Origin of the sequence: Phenylobacterium sp. (genome assembly GCF_046291545.1) — a bacterium.
Taxonomy (GTDB): Bacteria; Pseudomonadota; Alphaproteobacteria; order Caulobacterales; family Caulobacteraceae; genus Phenylobacterium.
Window position 1 is genome coordinate 246,948 of the sequence record NZ_JBKBSM010000004.1, and the last position, 19,058, is coordinate 266,005.

Here is a 19,058-nt window from a genome sequence, read left to right on the forward strand (position 1 = left end):
TCAAGCTCATGCGAAATCGGGCGCCTGGCAAGTGATCCGTGAGGCTCGGACGCGGATTTCGCGATCGGCGCCTCAAGCGGCGTCAGCCGCCCCAGTCACGGCCACGCTTGCCCTGGCGGCCGTCGCGCCGCATACGGCGGCGATCCGAATCACACCAATTTGCCGCCCATGCCCAAGGCCTCCGCGCAAGCCTCCCTGTTCGACGACGCCCTGAACCCCGCCCCGGCCTCGCCGCTGGCGCAGGCCCATGAGCCGCGCCCGGAACCGGCGCCGAAGCCGTCCGGCGGCTACTCGGCCAAGGACATTGAGGTTCTGGAAGGCCTGGAGCCCGTGCGCAAGCGTCCGGGCATGTACATCGGGGGCACCGACGAGCGGGCCCTGCACCACCTGTTCGCCGAGGTGCTGGACAACGCCATGGACGAGGCCGTCGCGGGCCACGCCAAGGTGATCGAGGTGCGGCTCGACGCGGACGGGACGCTCAGCGTCAAGGACGACGGGCGCGGCATTCCCGTCGACCCCCACCCCAAGCATCCGGGCAAGTCTGCGCTGGAAGTCATCATGACCGTCCTGCACTCGGGCGGGAAATTCTCGGGCAAGGCCTACGAGACCTCCGGCGGCCTGCACGGCGTCGGCGTCTCGGTGGTCAACGCCCTGTCGGAAAAGGTCGAGGTCACCGCCTGGAAGGACGGCTTCGAGTGGCGCCAGGCCTTCGCCCGCGGCAAGCCCCTGGGAAGCATCGAAAAGCTCTCCCCCACCCGCAAGCACGGCACGGCGATCTCCTTCAGGCCCGACCCGGAGATCTTCGGCGAGAACGTCGCGTTCAAGCCGGCGCGGCTCTACCGCATGGCCCGCTCCAAGGCCTACCTGTTCGGGGGCGTGGAGATCCGCTGGTCCTGCGCGCCCGAGCGCATCCACGACCAGACCCCGGCCGAGGCGGTGTTCCGCTTCCCCAACGGCCTGGCCGACTTCCTGGCCGAACGGGTCAAGGACGTGGAGACCGTGACGCCGGAACCCTTCGCCGGCCGCTACGAGCGTCCCGGCGAGACCGGCAAGGTCGAATGGGCCGTCACCTGGACCGGCGCCGGCTTCGGCGAGGCCGACGGCTTCATGCAGTCCTACTGCAACACCGTCCCCACCCCGGAGGGCGGCACCCACGAGGCCGGCCTGCGCGCGGCTCTGACCCGGGGCCTGAAGCAGTACGCCGACCTGACCGGCGAAAAGCGCGGGGGCCTGATCACCGCCGACGACGTGATCGCCCAGGCCGGCGCCCTGGTCAGCGTGTTCATCGCCAATCCGGAGTTCCAGGGCCAGACCAAGGAGAAACTCTCCTCGTCCGACGCCCAGCGGCTGGTGGAAGCAGCGCTGCGCGATCCCTTCGACCATTGGCTGACGGCCCAGCCCAAGGCGGCGAGCGCCCTCCTGCAGTTCGTCATCGACCGCGCCGAGGAACGCCTGAAGCGGCGGCGCGAGAAGGAGGTCGCCCGCGCCTCCGCCACCCGCAAGCTGCGCCTGCCCGGCAAGCTGGCCGACTGCTCGGGCCAGGCGATCGACGGCGCGGAGATCTTCCTGGTGGAAGGCGACTCGGCCGGCGGCTCGGCCAAACAGGCGCGGGACCGGCGCACCCAGGCGATCCTTCCGCTGCGCGGCAAGATCCTGAACGTCGCCTCCGCCTCCTCCGACAAGACCGGCGGCAACAAGGAACTCAGCGACCTGATGCTGGCCCTGGGCGTCCAGGGCGGCTCGAAGTTCAAGGAAGAGGACCTGCGCTACGAGCGCGTGGTGATCATGACCGACGCCGACGTCGACGGCGCGCACATCGCCAGCCTGCTGATCACCTTCTTCTATCGCACCATGCCCGACCTCATTCGGGCGGGCCGCCTGTTCCTCGCCCTGCCCCCGCTCTACCGCCTCAGCCATGGGGGCAAGGTGGTCTACGCCCGCGACGACGCCCACCGCGACGAGCTCCTGGCCAGCGAGTTCAAGGGCAAGAAGCCCGAGATCAGCCGCTTCAAGGGCCTCGGCGAAATGATGCCGGCCCAGCTCAAGGAAACGACGATGGATCCGTCCAAGCGGATCCTGGCCCGGGTGACCCTGCCCCGCTCCGAAGAGGCGGTGGCCGATCTGGTGGAAGCGCTGATGGGCCGCAAGCCGGAGCTGCGCTTCCGCTTCATCCAGGAGAACGCCGAGTTCGCGGCGGCCGACCTCGACGTCTGAAAACGCCCGCCGGTTCGGCGGAACGCGTCCTATCGCGGCCGCGGGCCTGCGACGCGTTGACTTGAAGGCCTTAAGCCGTATGTTCCGCGGCGCGCGACGATCGCCGTGCGCGCCGCCGCGGATCGCATGCCTTCCTTTGGGCGGACCGACCGCCTCTATTGCCGCTGATGACTGAATTTTCCGATCTGGGCCTTTCGCCCGCGACGCTCCAGGCTGTCGCCGACACCGGGTACACCACCGCCACTCCGATCCAGGCGCAGGCGATCCCCGTCGCCTTGGCCGGGCGCGACGTCCTGGGCATCGCCCAGACGGGCACCGGCAAGACCGCCGCCTTCACCCTGCCGATGATCGACCGGCTCGCCGCCGGGCGCTCCAAGGCGCGCATGCCGCGCTCGCTGGTCATCGCCCCCACCCGCGAACTGGCCGACCAGGTCGCCTCCTCGTTCGAGAAGTACGCAAAGGGCCAGAAGCTGACCTGGGCGCTGCTGATCGGCGGCGTGTCGTTCGGAGACCAGGAAGCCAAGCTCGATCGCGGCGTCGATGTCCTCATCGCCACGCCCGGGCGCCTGCTCGATCACTTCGAGCGGGGCAAGCTGCTGCTCACCGGCGTGCAGATCCTGGTGGTGGACGAAGCCGACCGCATGCTCGACATGGGCTTCATCCCGGACATCGAGCGCATCTTCAAGCTGACGCCGCCCAAGAAGCAGACCCTGTTCTTCTCGGCGACCATGCCGCCGGAAATCACCCGGCTCACCAAGCAGTTCCTGAACGATCCCACGCGGATCGAGGTGGCGCGGCCGGCGACCACCGCCGAGACCATCAGCCAGTACGTCGTGCCGACCCCGGTCGCCGACGGCAAGGCCAAGCGTGCGGTGCTGCGGGCGCTGATCGAGCGCAGCGACGTGGTCAACGGCATCGTCTTCTGCAACCGCAAGTCCGAGGTCGATATCGTCGCCAAGTCGCTGAAGAAGCATGGCTTCGACGCGGCGGCCATCCACGGCGACCTGGATCAGGCGACGCGCATGCGCACCCTGGACTCCTTCCGCAAGGGCGATCTGAAGCTGCTGGTGGCGTCCGACGTCGCCGCCCGCGGGCTGGACATTCCCGCGGTGGGCCATGTGTTCAACTTCGACGTGCCGCACCACGCCGACGACTATGTCCACCGCATCGGCCGCACCGGCCGCGCCGGGCGCACCGGCGAGGCGTACATGATCACCACGCCTGCCGACGCCCGCAACCTCGACAAGGTGCTCAAGCTCATCGGCAAGACGCCTGAGACCTTGGCGCTGGACCTCGACTGGGAGGCCCTGAAGGACCAGGGCGCCCGTGAGCGCCGCAGTCCCCGCGGACGCAGCGCCGGGCGCGGTGAAGAGCGCTCCAGCCGCAGCGAAGAGCGCGCGCCTCGTCGGCCTCGGCGTGAGCCCGCTGAATCGCAGGCGACGCCCGCGCCGCCTCCCGCCCCCACAGCCGCAGAGCCTGCCGCAGAGCCGGCCCCAAGGCCCGCGCCGAAGCCGGCCCGCGGCCGCACGCGCGCCGCCGAGGACCGCCCGCGCGAGGGAACTCCTCGCGAAGCCCGCCCGCGCGAAGACGCCGACCGCGACCGCGTCGTCGGCTTCGGCTCGGACGTCCCGGCCTTCCTGCTGCGCCCGACGCCGAGCATCCCTTCGGAGAAGGAATAGGCTTCTTTCTTCGGGCTTTAACCGCTCATTTGACTCTGCGGCCTATTGTCTCGCGCATGGTCGGTCGCGGCGGAGAACCCGTCGCCCGACTCTGGGTGGGGAAGAGCGCAGATGTCCGGAGATTTCGAGGTCAGGATGCGTGGGCCTGGCGCCTACGCCTTGGCTCGTCAGGCTGTTGACCAGATGGAGAAGCACGGGGTCTGGCCGACGGCTCTCAATTTCGAGATCTGGACCCACTACGTGGCCGATCCCGACAGCGCCCTGGGCCGCGAGGTGGCCCGGCTGCTGACCAGCGGGGAAGCCTTCACCGACAAGGTCAGCGACGAACTGGCGGCGCTCTACCTGCCCAAGGTGCGTCTCAACGAACAGATTCGCGACGCCGGCGATCAGCTGAGCCGCGAACTCGCCTCGGTCTCCCTGGCGATCCAGTCGGCCCAGAAGTCGAGCGAGGCCTATGGCCAGACGCTGGCCAGCGCCAGCCAGAGCCTCGACGGACAAGGCGACGTCTCGGCGCTGCGGGCCACGGTCGACAACCTCGCCAGCGCCACGCGCCGCGTGCAGCGCGAGAACAAGTCCCTGGAGAAGCGCCTGGCCGAGTCCAGCGCCGAGGTCGCCAAGCTGCGCGAGCACCTGGAGCAGGTGCGCCGCGACGCCACCACCGACGGCCTGACCAACCTCGCCAACCGCAAGTCCTTCGACGATGAGCTGGCTCGGGCCTGCGCCGAGGCCGACGCCAGCGGCGAGACCATCACCCTGGCCCTGATCGACATCGACCACTTCAAGAACTTCAACGACACCTGGGGCCACCAGACCGGGGACCAGGTGATTCGCTATGTCGCCAGCGTCATCGGCCGCGTGGGCGCCCCGCCCCGCTTCGCCGCCCGCTACGGCGGCGAGGAATTCGCCCTGATCTTCCCGGGCGAATCCGCCGACATGGCCACCGCCACCCTTGAGGAGATTCGCGAAGAGGTGTCCTCGCGGATGCTCAAGCGCCGCTCCACCAATGAGGATCTTGGCGCGATCACCGTTTCGGCGGGGCTGGCCGAACGGCGGCCCGGCGAGAACGGCCACAGCGTCATGGAGCGGGCCGACGCGGCGCTCTATGCGTCCAAGCGCGGCGGGCGCAATCGGGTGACCAACGCCGAGCCGGTGGCGAACGCGGCCTGAGCCGCTGAGATTTCCCTAGGCTGACGCCGGGGCATTCCCCCTTAAGATCGCGCCAAGCGATCTGAACGGGAGGACGCCTTGAGCTATCAGAAGATCAAGACGCACGTCGCCGACGGCATTGGTGTGATCACCCTGTCGGACCCGGCGACCCTGAACGCGGCGGGCCTCGACCTGATGGACGAGCTCGCCCATGCCTGCGCCGTCTACGCCGTGCCCGACAGCGGGGTCCGGGCCCTGGTGCTGACGGGCGAAGGCCGCGGCTTCTGCTCGGGGGCCAACCTGTCGGGCCGCGCCGCCCCCGGCGGCTCCAGCGCGCCCACCCCGGGCGGGCCGGATTCCGGCTCGGCCCTTGCGACGGTCTACAACCCGTTCGTCTCCATGCTGCGCGAATATCCGGTGCCGGTCGTGACCGCGGTCAACGGCGTCGCCGCCGGCGTGGGCTGCTCCCTCGCGCTGATGGGCGACATCATCGTCGCCGCCGAGAGCGCCTATTTCCTGCAGGCCTTCCGCCGCATCGGCCTGGTGCCGGACGGCGGCTCGACCTATCTGCTGCCGCGCTTGATCGGCAAGGCCAGGGCCATGGAGATGATGCTGCTGGGCGACAAGGTGCCGGCCGCGACGGCGCTGGACTGGGGGCTGATCAACCGCTGCGTGCCCGACGCAGAGCTGATGGGCGCCGCCATGGAGATCGCCAAGGCGCTGGCCACCGGCCCGAAGTCCCTGGCCGCCACCCGCAAGCTCGTCTGGGACAGCCTGGACGCGGACTGGGCCGAGCAGCTCTGGGCCGAACGCATGGGCCAGCGCGACGCCGGCCGGACCGAAGATTCCCGCGAAGGGGTGATGGCCTTCCTGGAGAAGCGGCCGGCGGCCTTCAAGGGCCGCTAGCCCCGCCCCGGGGCGCGGGTCAGCTGTCCAGCTTCGCCGGCTGGATGGTGACGCTCTCGCCGCAGCCGCAGGCGTCGGTCTCGTTCGGGTTCCTGAAGACGAACTTGGCCGCCAGGCGCGTGGTCTCGTAATCGATCTCGGTTCCCAGCAGGAACAGGACGGCCTTGGGCTCGATCAGGATCCGGACGCCCTTGTCCTCGACCACTTCGTCCAGCGGGTCGGCGGTCTCCGCGTACTCCAGGACGTATTCCTGGCCGGCGCAGCCGCCGTTCTTCACCCCGACACGCAGGCCGGCGTAGGGCTTCTCGGCCTTGTCCATGATCTCGCGCACGCGCTCGGCGGCGCGCTCGGTCAGGGTGACCACCTTGGGCCGGGGGCGGCGGGCGCGGGGTTGGGGGACGGCGTGAAGGTCGGACATGGCTCAGAACATGTTCAGTTGCAGCTTGGCCTCGTCGCTCATGCGCGAGGGATCCCAGGGGGGATCGAAGACGAGCTCGACCGTGCAGGATTTGATTCCGGGGATCTCCATGACAGCGTCCTGAACCCAGCCGGGCATTTCGCCGGCCACGGGGCACCCCGGCGCGGTCAGGGTCATGGCGATCGCCACGTCCTTGTCGTCGGAAACGTCGACCTTGTAGATCAGGCCAAGCTCGTAGATGTCGACGGGGATCTCGGGATCGAACACCGTCTTCAGCTTGTCGATGAGCTGATCGGTGATCTGATCGAGCTCCGCCTGCGACAGGGCGGCGGGAGCGTTCGTCTCGATGTGGGCGGCGTCATCCATGGCGTCTACGCAAAAAAGGCCTGGGTTCGGTTGAGCGCGTCCACGAAGGCGTCGGCCTCCGCGTCCGTATTATATAGGGCGAAGGATGCGCGGGCGCTCGACGTCACGCCGAAACGCCGCAGCAGGGGCTCGGCGCAGTGGGTCCCCGCGCGCACGGCCACGCCGTAGCGGTCCAGGATCTGCGCCACGTCATGGGCGTGGGCGCCATCGACGGTGAAGGCCATCACGGCCCCCTTCCCCGGCGCTTCGCCGATCACCTTCAGCCAGTTGGCGCCCGACAGCCCCGCGCGCACCCGGGCGTAGAGCTGGGCCTCGTGCGCGGCGATCGCGTCCCGGTCCAGACCCGACAGCCAGTCGATCGCCGCCCCCAGTCCGATCGCCTCCAGGATCGGCGGCGTGCCGGCCTCGAACCGGTGCGGCGGGTCGGCGTAGGTCACCGTCTCGAGGCTCACCTGGGCGATCATCTCGCCCCCGCCCTGGTAGGGCGGCAGGGCGGCCAGCCGCTCGGCCTTGCCGTAGAGCACGCCCACCCCGGTCGGCCCGTAGAGCTTGTGCGCGGAAAAGACGTAGAAGTCGGCGTCCAGCGCCTTCACGTCGACCGGCGTGTGCACCACGCCCTGGCAGCCGTCGATCAGGCTCAGCGCCCCGGCCGCCCGGGCCGCGGCGATGATCTCGGCGACCGGATTGATCGTGCCCAGCACGTTGGACATGTGCGTGACGGCGACGACGCGCGTGCGCGGGCCGAGAAGGTCGTGGAACGCGGCCAGGTCCAGGCGGCCGTCATCGGTCACCGGGATGAATTTCAGGACCACGCCCAGGCGCTCGCGCAGGAAGTGCCAGGGCACGATGTTGGCATGGTGCTCCATCTCCGAGAGCACCACCTCATCCCCCGCCTTCAGGGTCGAAAGCCCCAGGCCGGCGGCGACCAGGTTGATCGCCTCGGTGCCGCCCTTGGTGAAGACGATCTCCTCGGTCGACGCGTTGATGAAACGCGCCACGCTCGCCCGCGCCTGCTCGTAGGCTTCGGTCGTCTCGTTGGCCAGGGTGTGCAGGCCGCGGTGGACGTTGGCGTAGGAATGCTCCATCGCCCGGGTCATGGCCTCGATCACCGCCCGCGGCTTCTGGGCGCTGGCCGCGCTGTCCAGATAGACCAGCGGCTTGCCGTTGATCTGGCGCTTCAGGATCGGGAACTCGGCGCGGATCGCTTCGACGTCAAAGGCCATGCACGCCTCCGAGCCGCTCGGCCGCCCAGGCGCGCGCCGCCTCCCGGACGGCCCCGTCGGTGATCCGGTCGACCACTTCGCCGATGAAGGCCTGGGTCAGCATGGCCCGGGCCTCGGGCTCGGGGATGCCGCGCTGGCGGGCGTAGAACAGGGCTTCCTCGTCCAGGGCCCCGACGGTGTTCCCGTGGGCGCAGGCGACGTCGTCGGCGTAGATCTCCAGCTCCGGTTTGGCGTCCACCTCGGCGCGATCCGAGAGGATCAGGGCGTGATGGCCCATGCGCGCATCGGTCTGGTCCGCCCCTTCAGCGACCACGATCCGGCCCTGGAAGACGCCCCGAGCCTGGTCGGCGACCACGCCCTTGGTCAACTGGTCGGTGGTTCCGCCGACGCCGGCGTGGACCACCGCGCTGGTCAGGTCGGCATGGCGCTGGCCCGCCAGCAGATAGACCCCGTCCATTCGGGCGCGGGCCCCGGCGCCCGGATGAGTTACGCGGGTTTCCAGACGCTGGCGGCGCGCTCCGCCCGTCAGGCAGGTCTGGCTGAAGACGCCGCCGGCCGCCAGCACCACCGTGGCGGTGACCACGCGGACGGCCTCTGCGGCGTCGTCGGCGATGACGAGGCGCTCCAGCACCCCGCCCTCGGCGATCTCGACATCCAGCCCCACGTCGTAGACATAGCCCTCGGCCAGCCCCTCGTGGCTCTCGAGCAGGGTGAGCCGCGCGCCCTGCCCCACCCGCACCTTCACCCCAGCCGCCTGCGCGGTCTCGGCCGTGGCCGCCACCAGGCGCAGCCGCACCGTCCGCACGGCGCCGGCGGGCAGGATCAGCAGGTTCGCATCGCCCCGCGCGACGCCGTTCACCAAGGCGAATTCGGCTTCGCCAAGGCCGCCGAACGGCCCTGCGCCGATGTCGCCGTCGAAGGCCGGCGCCGGGGGCGGCAGGGTGCGGATGAGCCCCCTCAGGTCCGTCCAGCGCCAGTCCTCGTCGCGCCGGCTCGGCAGGCGCGCGACGTCGCGCTCGCGAAGGGCGGCCGCCAGGCTCAAGCCGCCCTCGCGTACTTGTCGTAGCCTTCGCGCTCCAGCTCATGGGCCAGTTCGGGCCCGCCGGAGGCGACGATCCGGCCCGCCGTCATCACGTGCACGCGGTCCGGTTTGATGTAGTCCAGGAGGCGCTGGTAGTGGGTGATCACCAGCATGCCGCGCTCCGGCGAGCGCAGGGCGTTGACCCCGTCGGAGACGATGCGCAGCGCGTCGATGTCCAGGCCGGAGTCGGTCTCGTCCAGGATGAGGAACTTCGGCGAAAGCATCGCCATCTGAAAGATTTCCATGCGCTTTTTCTCGCCGCCCGAGAAGCCGACGTTCAGCGCGCGCTTGAGCATGTCGAAGTCGATCTTCAGCGCCGCGGCCTTCTCGCGGGCGAGCTTCAGGAACTCCGGCGCGGTGACCTCCGGCTCGCCTCGCGCCTTGCGTTGGGCGTTCAGCGCCGTGCGGATGAAGGTCAGGGCCGGAACCCCCGGAATCTCCAGCGGATACTGGAACGACAGGAACAGCCCGCGCGCGGCCCGCTCGTTGGGCTCCAGCGCCAGCAGGTCCTCGCCCATCAGCGTGGCCGCGCCCTCGGAGACCTCATAGCCTTCGCGGCCGGTCAGCACGTAGGACAGGGTCGACTTGCCCGCCCCGTTGGGCCCCATGATCGCATGCACCTCGCCGGCCGGCACCTCCAGGGACAGCCCCTTGAGGATCGGCTTGTCGCCCACCGAGACGTGCAGGTTTTCGATCTTCAGCATTCAGCGGGTCTCGTCGGCGAGGAACTGGGCGATCACGAGCACGGCGTCGGCGACGGTGTCGACGCTCTGATGCTTGCGCGGCGCGGCGGTGGGGGTCGAGGCGCTGCGCTTGTCGGCCGAGCGCACCTCTATGCCGCCCCCCTCGAAATAGGCCTGGATCCGATAGTCCGGGTGATCGAGCATCACCGTGAAGCGCGTCGCCGACATCTGCAGGCTGACGCCTTTCTCGCCCAGGAACGCCTGGTCCGCGGCCAGCAGGTCGTAGAGTTCCTGCGCGCGGGCCAGGTCTGCTTCCTGCTGCTGGCGCTCGGCGTCTTCGCGGGCGCGGCGCTCGGCCTCCCGGCGCGCGTGTTCGGCTTCGAAGGCCTGCCTCAGGGACATCGGCTTCATCCTCGTAGTGGCGGCGTCATGGCTCATCCGACGGAGCCCTCCAGGGAAATGGCGACGAGCTTCTGCGCCTCGACGGCGAACTCCATAGGCAATTCCTGGAGCACGTCCTTGACGAAACCATTGACCAGCAGCTGCACCGCCTCCTCCTGCGACAGGCCCCGCTGCATCACGTAGAAGAGCTGGTCCTCGGACAGCCGCGTGGTGGTGGCCTCGTGCTCGAACACCGCCTGGCCGTTGCGCGCCTCGATGTAGGGGACCGTGTGGGCCGCGCACGTCTTGCCGATCAGCAGGCTGTCGCACTGGGTGAAGTTGCGCGCGCCCTTGGCCTTGGGGTGGGCCGAGACCAGGCCGCGGTAGGTGTTGGACGAGCGTCCGGCGGAAATCCCCTTGGAGATGATCCGCGAGCGGGTGTTGCGGCCCAGGTGGATCATCTTGGTGCCGGTGTCGGCCTGCTGCCGGCCGTTGGTGATGGCGATCGAGTAGAACTCGCCGACGCTGTCGTCGCCCCGCAGCACGCACGAGGGATACTTCCAGGTGATCGCCGAACCGGTCTCCACCTGGGTCCACGACACCTTGGAGCGGTCGCCCCGGCAGTCCGCCCGCTTGGTCACGAAGTTGTAGATGCCGCCTTTGCCGGTCTCCGCATCGCCCGGATACCAGTTCTGGACGGTGGAGTACTTGATCTCAGCATCGTCCAGGGCGACCAGCTCGACCACCGCCGCGTGCAGCTGGATCTCGTCGCGCATCGGCGCGGTGCAGCCTTCGAGATAGGAGACGTACGCCCCCTTGTCGGCGATGATCAGGGTGCGCTCGAACTGGCCGCTCTCGGCCGCATTGATGCGGAAATAGGTCGACAGCTCCATCGGGCAGCGCACGCCCGGCGGCACGTAGACGAAGCTGCCGTCGGAGAAGACCGCGCTGTTCAGGCAGGCGAAGTAGTTGTCCGACACCGGCACGACCGAGCCCAGGTACTTCTTCACCAGCTCGGGATGCTCGCGGATCGCCTCGCTGATCGGGCAGAAGATGACGCCGGCCGCGGCCAGCTCCTTCTTGAAGGTGGTGACCACCGAGACCGAGTCGAAGACGGCGTCCACGGCGTAGCGCGGCGCGCCCACGACGCCGGCCAGGACCTCCTGCTCCTTCAGCGGGATGCCCAGCTTGGCGTAGGTCTCCAGGAGCTCGGGATCGACCTCGTCCAGGCTCTTGGGCCCGGTCTTCTCCTTGGGCGCGGCGTAGTAGTAGGCGTCCTGGTAGTCGATCTTGGGGAACGCCACCTTGGCCCAGGCCGGCTCGTCCATCGCCAGCCAGCGCTCGAAGGCCTCCAGCCGCCAGGCCAGCATCCATTCCGGCTCGTTCTTCTTGGCCGAGATGAAGCGCACGATGTCGGCGTTCAGCCCCTTGGGCGCGAACTCCTGGTCGATGGCGGTGACGAAGCCGTGCTTGTACTTCTCCAGCGCCTCGACGTGTTCGACGGTCTGTTTGACGGCGGCCATGCGCTACTACCTCAAGCGGCCGGCGCGCGACGGCGCGCGGCATAGCGGTCGTGGACCTGGCTCCAGGCCTCCACGAACCGGTTCCAGTCATCTTCGGCGCTCGCCCAGCCGCCGCTGACGCGGATCGCGCAGCCGGCGAGTTCGCCCTGGCCCATCGCCCCAAGGACGTGGCTCGGCTTGACCTTGCCGGACGAGCAGGCCGATCCGGCGCTGACCATCACCCCGGCCAGGTCCAGGGCCATCACCTGCAGTTCGGAGGCGTGTCCCGGCGAGGCCACGCACAGCGTGTTGCAGAGCCGGGGCGCGTCCGCGCCCATGACCACCGCGCCGGCCGCGCGAAGGCGCGCCTCGGCGGCGTCGCGCCAGCCGGCCTGGGCCTGAAGGGCGGCCAATCCCTCGCGGGCGGCCCGCGCCGCTGCGCCGAAGCCGGCGACACCCGGGGTGTTCTCGGTGCCGGCCCGCCGGCCGCGCTCCTGGCCGCCGCCGTGCAGGCGCCGCGACAGGGTCGCGCGGGGGCCGAAGGTGAGCGCGCCCACCCCTTGAGGGCCGCCCAGCTTGTGGGCCGAGACGCTGAGCGTGTCGGCGCCCATCCCGCGGCTGTCGATCTCGATTTTGCCGGCCGCCTGGACGGCGTCGACGTGCAGCCAGCCGCCAGCCCCGCGCACCAGGGCGGCCGCGGCCGCGACCGGCTGGATCACGCCGGTTTCGTTGTTGGCGGCCATCAGGGCGACGAACGGCTTGCCGTCCGTCTCGTCCCAGCGCGCCAGCCGCGCCTCCAGCCAGGCCAGATCCGCCACGCCCTGGGCGTCGACCGGCAGGACCTCGACCTCAGCGCCCGAGGCGCGGGCCCCTTCCAGCACGCTGTCGTGCTCCACGGCGCTGACGATCAGGCGCCGCGCGCCGGCCGCGACCGCGCTTTCAATGGCCAGGGCGTTGGCCTCGGTGCCGCCGCTGGTGAACACCACGGTGGACGCCGGCGCCCCGATCAGGGCGGCGACCTCGCCGCGCGCCTCCTCGATGATCGCCCGCGCGGCGCGGCCGGCGGCGTGAACGGACGAGGGGTTGCCCCCGACCTGCAGCGCGCGCGCAACCGCCGCGGCCGCCTGCGGCCGGACGGGAGCGGTGGCGTTGTAGTCGAGGTAGACCGCGCTCATGCGGCCTCCTGCCGGTCGGCGGCCAGGCGGCCGGACACCACGTCGGCCAGGGTCACCGATTGCAGATAGTCGTGGATGCGCCGGCCCATCTGTTCCCAAAGGTCGTGGGTCAGGCAGCGCTCGCCCTTCATCATGCAGCCCTTGCGGCTGCCCTGCCCGCCGCAGCGGGTGGCCCGCAGCGGCTCGTCCACGGCCAGGACGATGTCGGCGATGTTGGTCTCTTCGGCGGCCCGGGCCAGCCGATAGCCGCCGCCGGGCCCGCGCGAACTCTGCACGAGGCCCTTGCGGCGCAGCCGGGCGAACAGCTGCTCCAGATAGGACAGGGAGATCTCCTGGCGCACGGCGATCTCGGCCAGCGACACCGCGCGTTCGCTCTCGCGCCGCGCGAGGTCGGCCATGGCCATTACGGCGTAGCGTCCTTTTGTGCTGAGGCGCATCTGGCGAACCCGGTTGCAGTTTTCCCGCGCATCCGGTTTCGCTTGTGCTACAAGCCGCCGCTTCGCGCGCGGGGCTCTGGACCGAAACGACCGGATGGTCGCGACTTAGGAAGACCAAGCGCGCTAGTCAAGTATTCTGCGCGCTCCAAGAGAGGTTGGCATGCCAGAAGTGGTTCTGACCGGCGCCGCCGGGCGGATCGAAGGTCGATACTCGCAGGGCAAGAGCGAGACGGCGCCCATTGCGCTGATCCTGCACCCCCATCCCAAGGCCGGCGGCCAGATGAACAATCCGGTGGCGGTTCAGCTGTTCCACCTGTTCATGAAGCGCGGCTTCTCGGTGCTGCGGTTCAATTTCCGCGGCGTCGGCCGCAGCCAGGGCGAGTTCGACGCCGGCGTGGGCGAACTGGCCGACGCGGCGACGGCGCTCGACTGGCTGCAGGCGACCAATCCCACCGCGGCGCAGTGCTGGGTGGCCGGCTACGACTTCGGCGCCTGGATCGGCATGCAGCTGCTCATGCGCCGGCCGGAGACCGACGGCTTCATCTCGGTCTCGCCGCCCACCAACATGTACGATTTCAGCTTCCTGGCCCCCTGCCCGGCCTCGGGCCTGATCCTGCACGGCGCCGCCGACACGGTGGTGCCGCCGGTGGAGGTCGACCGCGTGGTCTCCAAGCTGCGCACCCAGAAGGGCATCGTCATCGACCACGAGCTGGTCGAGGGCGCCAACCACTTCTGGACCGAGCATCTGCCGGAAGTGGAACGGCGGGTCGGCGCCTATCTCGACAAGCGCCTGGCCGCCGAACTCTAGGCTTCGGCCGGGCGGGCGATGCGCCCGCCGCTCATCGGGGCGGCCACGCCGGTCGTCCTGGGATAGGAGATCGGCAGCCCCCTGGCGGTGCGCGCCGCAAGGTAGGCGAAGGCCTCGGCCTCGATGGAATCGCCGCGCCAGCCGACCTCCTCGGCCGAGCGCACCGGCATGGACAGCCGCGCGGCCAGGGCTTTCATGATCTCCGGATTGCGCCGTCCGCCGCCGCAGACGATCACCTCGCGCGGATGCGCGCCGACCAGGTCGAAGCCGCGCCGCACGCCCTCGGCGGTGAAGGCCACCAGGGTGGCGGCGGCGTCCTCCAGCTTCAGCGGCTCCAGCGGCTCCAGCGAGAAGTCATAGCGGTCCAGGGACTTGGGCGGCGGCGCCTCGAAGTAGGGATGCGCCAGAAGGGCGTGCAGCACCGCTTCGTCCACCAGGCCCACGCTGGCGTAGCGGCCCATGTCGTCGAAGCGGCCGGCGCCGCGCCCCTGCATCAGCAGGTCGATCATGCCGTTGCCGGGGCCGGTGTCGAAGGCGGCGAAGTCCTCGCCTCCGAACCAGAACGTGACGTTGGCCACGCCTCCCACGTTCAGCACCGCCAACGGCGGCGCCATGTCCGAGGCCTGCGCCCGGGCCACATGGTACGCCGGCGCCAGCGGCGCGCCCTCCCCGCCGGCGGCCACGTCGGCCGTGCGAAAGTCGTAGGCCACCGGGACCGTGACGGCGTCCGCCAGCCACTGGGCGTCGGCCAGCTGCACCGTGCGGCCGACCCGCCCCTCCTGCGGACGCTCGTGCAGCACCGTCTGGCCATGCATGCCGATCAGGTCGAAGTCGCTCCAGGCCAGGTCGTGCGCCTTCAGGAAGGCCTCGCCGGCGGCGAAGTGCTCTTCTGCGCCCGCCAGGGCGGCGCGGTCGAAGATGTCCGGCCGCGGCTCTCCCCGCCGCCAGTTCAGGGCCGCCTCGGTGGCCTCAAGCATCAGCTCGCGCACGCTCTCGCTGAGCTTGCGCTCGCCGGCCGGGCCGAAGCCCTGGATGACTTCGCCATCGGTGTCGAGCACCGCCATGTCCACGGCGTCGAGGGAGGTGCCGGTCATGAATCCGAGAACACGCATTCGCCTTGACTGCCACGGCCCCGCCTATGTAGCTAGCGGCATGATCGAGCCCCGCGCCCTCGCCGCCCGCTATTACCGCCTGCCCTAGAGCAGGCGCGGCTCGATCCTTTGCGCCACCCCCCGGTCGGCGCCGTTCCCGTGAATCTGGTCCCGGCCCCTTTTTCCGGAGACCGTCACATGCCCCTCGATAATCCGCCCAGCCGCATGCTAGAGGCCGCCCCGTCGCCGCCGGAGCCCCGTCCCATGTCCGCTGAACAGCCCTTCCGATCCGAGTTCCTGCGCACCATGCAGGCCCGCGGCTACATCCATCAGATCACCCACCCGGCCGAACTCGACGAAGCCTGCGCCGGCGGGATCATCACCGCCTACATCGGGTTCGACGCGACCGCGGCCAGCCTGCACGTGGGCCACCTGATCCAGATCATGATGCTGCGGCGCCTGCAGCAGGCCGGCCACAAGCCCATCGTTCTGATGGGCGGCGGCACCACCAAGGTGGGCGACCCCACCGACAAGGAGGGCCAGCGCCCGCTGCTGACCGAGGCGCAGATCCAGGCCAACATCGACTCGATCAAGGCCACCTTCGCCCGCTTCCTGACGTTCGGCGACGGCCCCTCCGACGCGGTGATGGTCAACAACGCCGACTGGCTCGACCGCTTCGGCTATGTCGAGTTCCTGCGCGAGTACGGGGTCCACTTCACGGTCAACCGCATGCTGGCCTTCGACAGCGTCAAGACGCGGCTCGAGCGCGAGCAGCCGATGACCTTCCTCGAGTTCAACTACATGCTCATGCAGTCGGTCGATTTCCTTGAACTGGAACGCAAGTTCGGCTGCGTGCTGCAGATGGGCGGCTCGGACCAGTGGGGCAATATCGTCAACGGCGTGGAGCTCATCCGCCGCGTCGACCACAAGCCGGCCTTCGGCCTCACCACGCCGCTGCTCTCCACCGCCTCCGGCCAGAAGATGGGCAAGACCGTGGGCGGGGCCGTGTGGCTGAACGCGGACATGCGCAGCCCTTACGACTACTGGCAGTTCTGGCGGAACACCGAGGACGCCGACGTCGGCCGCTTCATGCGCCTGTTCACCGACATGCCGCTGGAGGAGATCGCCGGCTACGAGGCCCTGGAGGGCGCGCAGATCAACGAGGCCAAGAAGGTGCTGGCGAACGCCGCCACGACCCTGCTGCACGGCGCCGAGGCGGCCCACGCGGCGGCCGAGGCGGCGCATGCGGCGTTCGAGGAAGGCCGGCTGTCGGCCGACCTGCCGACCCACGAGGTGCCGGCCGCCGACCTGGAGGCCGGCCTCACCCTTGCCGCCCTCGTGGCGGACGCGGGGCTCGCCGCCTCGCGGTCCGAGGCGCGCCGCCTCGCCCAGGGCGGTGGCCTTCGCGTCAACGACGCGCAGGAGTCCGACGCCAATCGGACGATCACCTCGGCCGACCTGCGCGACGGCGTGATCAAGCTCGCCGCGGGCAAGAAGAAGCTGGTGCTGGTCAAGCCGGTCTGAAGCCTTGGCGCGCCCGCTTGCCCCCGGCGGCGGGCGCGCCTAACTCCCCTTCGATCTGGTGGGAGCCAAGCATGAGCGAACTGGCGGAAGGCGCTGCGGCGCCCGATTTCGAGATGGCGGGCGAAGGCGGGCCCATCCGGCTGTCGGATTTTTCCGGCAGGCCGCTGGTCCTCTACTTTTACCCCAAGGACGACACCGCCGGCTGCACCCGCGAGGCGCAGGATTTCTCGGCGGCCGTGGACGATTTCCAAAGGGCCGGCGTGGCGGTGGTGGGCGTCTCCAAGGATTCCCTCGCCCGTCACAAAAAATTCTCCGAGAAGTACGACCTGCGGATTCAGCTCGGATCCGACCCCGAAGGCACGGTGATCGAGCGCTACGGCGCCTGGGTGGAAAAGACCCTGTACGGACGGAAGTACATGGGAATCGACCGCTCCACCTTCCTGATCGATTCGCAGGGCCGTATTCGCCGCATCTGGCGGAAGGTGAAGGTGCCGGGACACGTAGAACAGGTGCTTCAGGCTGCCCGCGAGTTGTAATTTTCACCGAGCGGGCGAATGGCAAGCATCCGCCAGGAACTCGAACCTGCGCCGATTGTTGTAGAAATGACGCTGCCCTGAAGGATTTCAGGATCGTCCTTCGGGGAGACGTTCACGCGGCTGGCCGCGACGTTCATGTCGCGTTAATCAATCGCGCGAACACTGTGCAAACGAGCCTTGCGCCTGAGTGCGGCGTTTAAGGCCCTTGCCTGTTTGAAAAAAGTCATTGCATATCGCTGCACCCGTTGTGCAGTTGGGAAGCGATACGCATGACACGCTTTGCGCGCCTACGTCGTTCGCTTGAGGACCTCTTCCCGGAGCGGCACCTCTACGTTCGATCTGGCGGCGAAATGCGCGCCTTTGTGCTCAGCACCAGCCGGCAGATGGCCATAGCGGCCTGCGTCGCGGGCGCAGCCCTGTGGATGGGCGTCAGCACCGCCTCAATGCTGGTCAACGTGATGTCGCTCTCCAAGGGCGACCAGGAAGTCGCCCGGACCCAGGCCAAGTACGAGCGTTGGATCGCCGACCGCCAGGCGCGGCTGAACAGCGCCGTGGCGCAGCTGAACGCGACCAACGGCGGCATCGACGAACTCGCCGCCAGCGTCGAGAAGCGCCACGCGGCCCTGGCCCTGTTGCTCACCGACTTCAAGGATGACCCGGGGGCCGCCAAGGCCTTGGCGCCGGCCCTCAACAAGGCGGTCGCCGCGACGGAGGGCGCCGATCCCGTGCGCCGCGTCGAGAATGTGCGCGCCAGCCAGGAGCGCCTGATCGCCGCCGCCGATTCCTACGCCAAGAGCCGGGCCGACCGGCTGCGGCTGGCGTTCCGCCTGGCCGGCCTGTCGCCGCAGACCTACATGCCGCGCGGCGGCGCCCTGGGCGGCCCGCTCATCGAGGCCAAGGACCCCCGGGCTCTCGCCGCCGTGCTCGACGTGAACGAGAGCTTCGCCGAGCGGATTCAGCACGCGGCTCTGAGCCTGTCGGAAGCCAAAGCCATGGCTGAGGCCGCCGAAAGCCTGCCGTTCGCCAAGCCGACGGCCGCCGGCGCCAAGTCCAGCGGCTTCGGCGTGCGCTTCGATCCCTTCACCCACCGTCCGGCCTTCCACTCGGGCCTGGACTTCTCCGGCGGCTTCATGACCCCGGTCCTGTCCACGGGCCCCGGGGTCGTATCCTTCACCGGGGTGCGCTCCGGCTACGGCAACACGGTCGAGATCGACCATGGCCGGGGAATGAAGACCCGCTACGCCCACCTGCAGTCGATCGCCGTGCGTCCCGGCCAGCGTGTGGCCGTGGGCCAGCGGGTCGGCGCCATGGGCTCCACCGGACGTTCGACCGGCGTTCATTTGCATTACGAGATCTGGGTCAACGGTCGCGCCCAGAATCCCGACCGTTTCGTGAGGGCCGGCGAGTATGTTCAGCAAAGCAGCTAAGGGCGCGGACAAGGGCGAGGCCCTGCCCGTCCCTGCCGATCCGGCCCGCAAGACCCCCAAGGTCGCCTCCCTCGTCGCCGAGCACATGACGCTTGAGGGGACCATCGCCGGCGACGGCGAACTGCACCTGGACGGCGTCGTCCGCGGCGACGTGCGCGTGAACAAGCTGACCATAGGCGACACCGGCCACGTGGAAGGCGCGATCGTCGCCGAGACGGTGGAGATCCGGGGCCGGGTGATCGGGACCATCAGCGCCAAGCAGGTGCGCCTCTACGGCACCGCCTACGTCGACGGCGACGTCACCCACGAGCAGCTGTCGATCGAGAACGGCGCCTTCTTCCAGGGCCGCAGCCTGAAGTTCCAACGCCCGGCGGCCTCGCCCGGCCCGGCGGCGCCGGCCGAGACGCTGCTGGCCATCGCCGAACCCGTCAAGCAGGTGCAGCCCGCGGGCTGACCCGCCC

At 69.6% G+C, this 19,058-nt stretch carries 20 protein-coding genes; 9 read left to right on the forward strand and 11 right to left on the reverse strand.

The window, feature by feature from the left end; all coding sequences use genetic code 11:
- The first annotated feature begins 168 nt into the window (after positions 1-168).
- From parE to ACK4YQ_RS12340, 4 genes are all read left to right on the forward strand, one after another.
- A complete protein-coding gene (parE, locus tag ACK4YQ_RS12325; protein ID WP_409611703.1) occupies positions 169-2,214 on the forward strand; it encodes a DNA topoisomerase IV subunit B in 2,046 nt (681 codons plus the stop codon).
- A gap of 167 nt (positions 2,215-2,381) precedes the next feature.
- Positions 2,382-3,893, forward strand: coding sequence for a DEAD/DEAH box helicase (locus ACK4YQ_RS12330; protein WP_409611704.1), 1,512 nt, complete (start codon positions 2,382-2,384; stop codon positions 3,891-3,893).
- A gap of 111 nt (positions 3,894-4,004) precedes the next feature.
- Entirely contained in the window at positions 4,005-5,060 is a 1,056-nt protein-coding gene (locus ACK4YQ_RS12335) for a GGDEF domain-containing protein (RefSeq protein ID WP_409611705.1), read from the forward strand.
- Between the two features lie 78 nt (positions 5,061-5,138).
- Positions 5,139-5,945, forward strand: coding sequence for an enoyl-CoA hydratase/isomerase (locus ACK4YQ_RS12340; RefSeq protein ID WP_409611706.1), 807 nt, complete (start codon positions 5,139-5,141; stop codon positions 5,943-5,945).
- Between the two features lie 19 nt (positions 5,946-5,964).
- Here the strand turns inward: ACK4YQ_RS12340 and ACK4YQ_RS12345 are convergent, their stop codons facing one another.
- The 9 genes from ACK4YQ_RS12345 to ACK4YQ_RS12385 are packed head-to-tail and all read right to left on the reverse strand — an operon-like array spanning position 5,965 to position 13,211.
- Positions 5,965-6,363: a HesB/IscA family protein gene (locus tag ACK4YQ_RS12345; RefSeq protein WP_409611707.1), complete on the reverse strand. Its 399-nt coding sequence runs from the start codon at positions 6,361-6,363 to the stop codon at positions 5,965-5,967.
- Positions 6,364-6,366: 3 nt separating this feature from the next.
- Complete coding sequence (locus ACK4YQ_RS12350) at positions 6,367-6,729, reverse strand: SUF system Fe-S cluster assembly protein (protein ID WP_409611708.1); 363 nt, start codon at positions 6,727-6,729, stop codon at positions 6,367-6,369.
- A 5-nt stretch (positions 6,730-6,734) separates the two neighbouring features.
- Positions 6,735-7,952, reverse strand: a complete 1,218-nt coding sequence (locus tag ACK4YQ_RS12355) for a cysteine desulfurase (RefSeq protein WP_409611709.1) — start codon at positions 7,950-7,952, stop codon at positions 6,735-6,737.
- Positions 7,942-8,994, reverse strand: coding sequence for a Fe-S cluster assembly protein SufD (gene sufD, locus ACK4YQ_RS12360; protein WP_409611710.1), 1,053 nt, complete (start codon positions 8,992-8,994; stop codon positions 7,942-7,944). Before sufD ends, ACK4YQ_RS12355 begins: the two co-directional genes overlap by 11 nt.
- Positions 8,991-9,737 (reverse strand): Fe-S cluster assembly ATPase SufC, encoded by a 747-nt coding sequence (sufC, locus tag ACK4YQ_RS12365; protein ID WP_409611711.1) that lies wholly within the window; start codon positions 9,735-9,737, stop codon positions 8,991-8,993. Before sufC ends, sufD begins: the two co-directional genes overlap by 4 nt.
- Entirely contained in the window at positions 9,738-10,118 is a 381-nt protein-coding gene (locus tag ACK4YQ_RS12370) for a hypothetical protein (protein ID WP_409611712.1), read from the reverse strand.
- Positions 10,119-10,150: 32 nt separating this feature from the next.
- Positions 10,151-11,620 carry a Fe-S cluster assembly protein SufB gene (sufB, locus tag ACK4YQ_RS12375; RefSeq protein ID WP_409611713.1) on the reverse strand — a complete coding sequence of 490 codons (1,470 nt, stop codon included), beginning with the start codon at positions 11,618-11,620 and terminating at the stop codon, positions 10,151-10,153.
- An 11-nt stretch (positions 11,621-11,631) separates the two neighbouring features.
- A complete protein-coding gene (locus ACK4YQ_RS12380; protein WP_409611714.1) occupies positions 11,632-12,774 on the reverse strand; it encodes a cysteine desulfurase family protein in 1,143 nt (380 codons plus the stop codon).
- Entirely contained in the window at positions 12,771-13,211 is a 441-nt protein-coding gene (locus ACK4YQ_RS12385) for an Rrf2 family transcriptional regulator (RefSeq protein ID WP_409611715.1), read from the reverse strand. The genes ACK4YQ_RS12380 and ACK4YQ_RS12385 overlap by 4 nt, the downstream gene beginning before the upstream one ends.
- A 160-nt stretch (positions 13,212-13,371) precedes the next feature.
- On the opposite strand from ACK4YQ_RS12385, the gene ACK4YQ_RS12390 reads away from it, so the two are divergent.
- Complete coding sequence (locus ACK4YQ_RS12390; RefSeq protein ID WP_409611716.1) at positions 13,372-14,019, forward strand: alpha/beta hydrolase; 648 nt, start codon at positions 13,372-13,374, stop codon at positions 14,017-14,019.
- On the opposite strand, the gene ACK4YQ_RS12395 is transcribed toward ACK4YQ_RS12390, so the two are convergent.
- Positions 14,016-15,131: an anhydro-N-acetylmuramic acid kinase gene (locus tag ACK4YQ_RS12395; RefSeq protein ID WP_409611717.1), complete on the reverse strand. Its 1,116-nt coding sequence runs from the start codon at positions 15,129-15,131 to the stop codon at positions 14,016-14,018. The two genes, ACK4YQ_RS12390 and ACK4YQ_RS12395, sit on opposite strands and share 4 nt — an antisense overlap.
- Before the next feature lie 177 nt (positions 15,132-15,308).
- On the opposite strand from ACK4YQ_RS12395, the gene tyrS reads away from it, so the two are divergent.
- The gene (gene tyrS / locus ACK4YQ_RS12400; RefSeq protein WP_409611718.1) at positions 15,309-16,634 is read left to right on the forward strand and encodes a tyrosine--tRNA ligase; all 1,326 of its coding nucleotides are present in this window, start codon (positions 15,309-15,311) and stop codon (positions 16,632-16,634) included.
- A gap of 71 nt (positions 16,635-16,705) precedes the next feature.
- Positions 16,706-17,170, forward strand: coding sequence for a peroxiredoxin (locus tag ACK4YQ_RS12405; RefSeq protein ID WP_409611719.1), 465 nt, complete (start codon positions 16,706-16,708; stop codon positions 17,168-17,170).
- Here ACK4YQ_RS12405 and ACK4YQ_RS12410 read toward each other — a convergent pair.
- A complete protein-coding gene (locus ACK4YQ_RS12410) occupies positions 17,149-17,307 on the reverse strand; it encodes a hypothetical protein (RefSeq protein ID WP_409611720.1) in 159 nt (52 codons plus the stop codon). The two genes, ACK4YQ_RS12405 and ACK4YQ_RS12410, sit on opposite strands and share 22 nt — an antisense overlap.
- 126 nt (positions 17,308-17,433) lie before the next feature.
- On the opposite strand from ACK4YQ_RS12410, the gene ACK4YQ_RS12415 reads away from it, so the two are divergent.
- Together ACK4YQ_RS12415 and ACK4YQ_RS12420 are read left to right on the forward strand one after the other, a co-directional pair.
- The gene (locus ACK4YQ_RS12415; RefSeq protein ID WP_409611756.1) at positions 17,434-18,597 is read left to right on the forward strand and encodes a M23 family metallopeptidase; all 1,164 of its coding nucleotides are present in this window, start codon (positions 17,434-17,436) and stop codon (positions 18,595-18,597) included.
- Entirely contained in the window at positions 18,578-19,051 is a 474-nt protein-coding gene (locus ACK4YQ_RS12420) for a polymer-forming cytoskeletal protein (protein ID WP_409611721.1), read from the forward strand. The genes ACK4YQ_RS12415 and ACK4YQ_RS12420 overlap by 20 nt, the downstream gene beginning before the upstream one ends.
- Positions 19,052-19,058: the final 7 nt, after the last annotated feature.

What these genes read in the sequence shown, in the direction of transcription:
- parE (WP_409611703.1), top strand. Translation starts at nt 169, where the DNA reads ATGCCCAAGGCCTCCGCGCAAGCCTCCCTGTTCGACGACGCCCTGAAC.
- ACK4YQ_RS12330 (WP_409611704.1), top strand. Translation starts at nt 2,382, where the DNA reads ATGACTGAATTTTCCGATCTGGGCCTTTCGCCCGCGACGCTCCAGGCT.
- ACK4YQ_RS12335 (WP_409611705.1), top strand. Translation starts at nt 4,005, where the DNA reads ATGTCCGGAGATTTCGAGGTCAGGATGCGTGGGCCTGGCGCCTACGCC.
- ACK4YQ_RS12345 (WP_409611707.1), bottom strand. Translation starts at nt 6,363, where the DNA reads ATGTCCGACCTTCACGCCGTCCCCCAACCCCGCGCCCGCCGCCCCCGG.
- ACK4YQ_RS12350 (WP_409611708.1), bottom strand. Translation starts at nt 6,729, where the DNA reads ATGGATGACGCCGCCCACATCGAGACGAACGCTCCCGCCGCCCTGTCG.
- ACK4YQ_RS12355 (WP_409611709.1), bottom strand. Translation starts at nt 7,952, where the DNA reads ATGGCCTTTGACGTCGAAGCGATCCGCGCCGAGTTCCCGATCCTGAAG.
- sufC (WP_409611711.1), bottom strand. Translation starts at nt 9,737, where the DNA reads ATGCTGAAGATCGAAAACCTGCACGTCTCGGTGGGCGACAAGCCGATC.
- ACK4YQ_RS12370 (WP_409611712.1), bottom strand. Translation starts at nt 10,118, where the DNA reads ATGTCCCTGAGGCAGGCCTTCGAAGCCGAACACGCGCGCCGGGAGGCC.
- sufB (WP_409611713.1), bottom strand. Translation starts at nt 11,620, where the DNA reads ATGGCCGCCGTCAAACAGACCGTCGAACACGTCGAGGCGCTGGAGAAG.
- ACK4YQ_RS12380 (WP_409611714.1), bottom strand. Translation starts at nt 12,774, where the DNA reads ATGAGCGCGGTCTACCTCGACTACAACGCCACCGCTCCCGTCCGGCCG.
- ACK4YQ_RS12385 (WP_409611715.1), bottom strand. Translation starts at nt 13,211, where the DNA reads ATGCGCCTCAGCACAAAAGGACGCTACGCCGTAATGGCCATGGCCGAC.
- ACK4YQ_RS12390 (WP_409611716.1), top strand. Translation starts at nt 13,372, where the DNA reads ATGCCAGAAGTGGTTCTGACCGGCGCCGCCGGGCGGATCGAAGGTCGA.
- ACK4YQ_RS12395 (WP_409611717.1), bottom strand. Translation starts at nt 15,131, where the DNA reads ATGCGTGTTCTCGGATTCATGACCGGCACCTCCCTCGACGCCGTGGAC.
- tyrS (WP_409611718.1), top strand. Translation starts at nt 15,309, where the DNA reads ATGCCCCTCGATAATCCGCCCAGCCGCATGCTAGAGGCCGCCCCGTCG.
- ACK4YQ_RS12405 (WP_409611719.1), top strand. Translation starts at nt 16,706, where the DNA reads ATGAGCGAACTGGCGGAAGGCGCTGCGGCGCCCGATTTCGAGATGGCG.
- ACK4YQ_RS12410 (WP_409611720.1), bottom strand. Translation starts at nt 17,307, where the DNA reads ATGAACGTCGCGGCCAGCCGCGTGAACGTCTCCCCGAAGGACGATCCT.
- ACK4YQ_RS12420 (WP_409611721.1), top strand. Translation starts at nt 18,578, where the DNA reads ATGTTCAGCAAAGCAGCTAAGGGCGCGGACAAGGGCGAGGCCCTGCCC.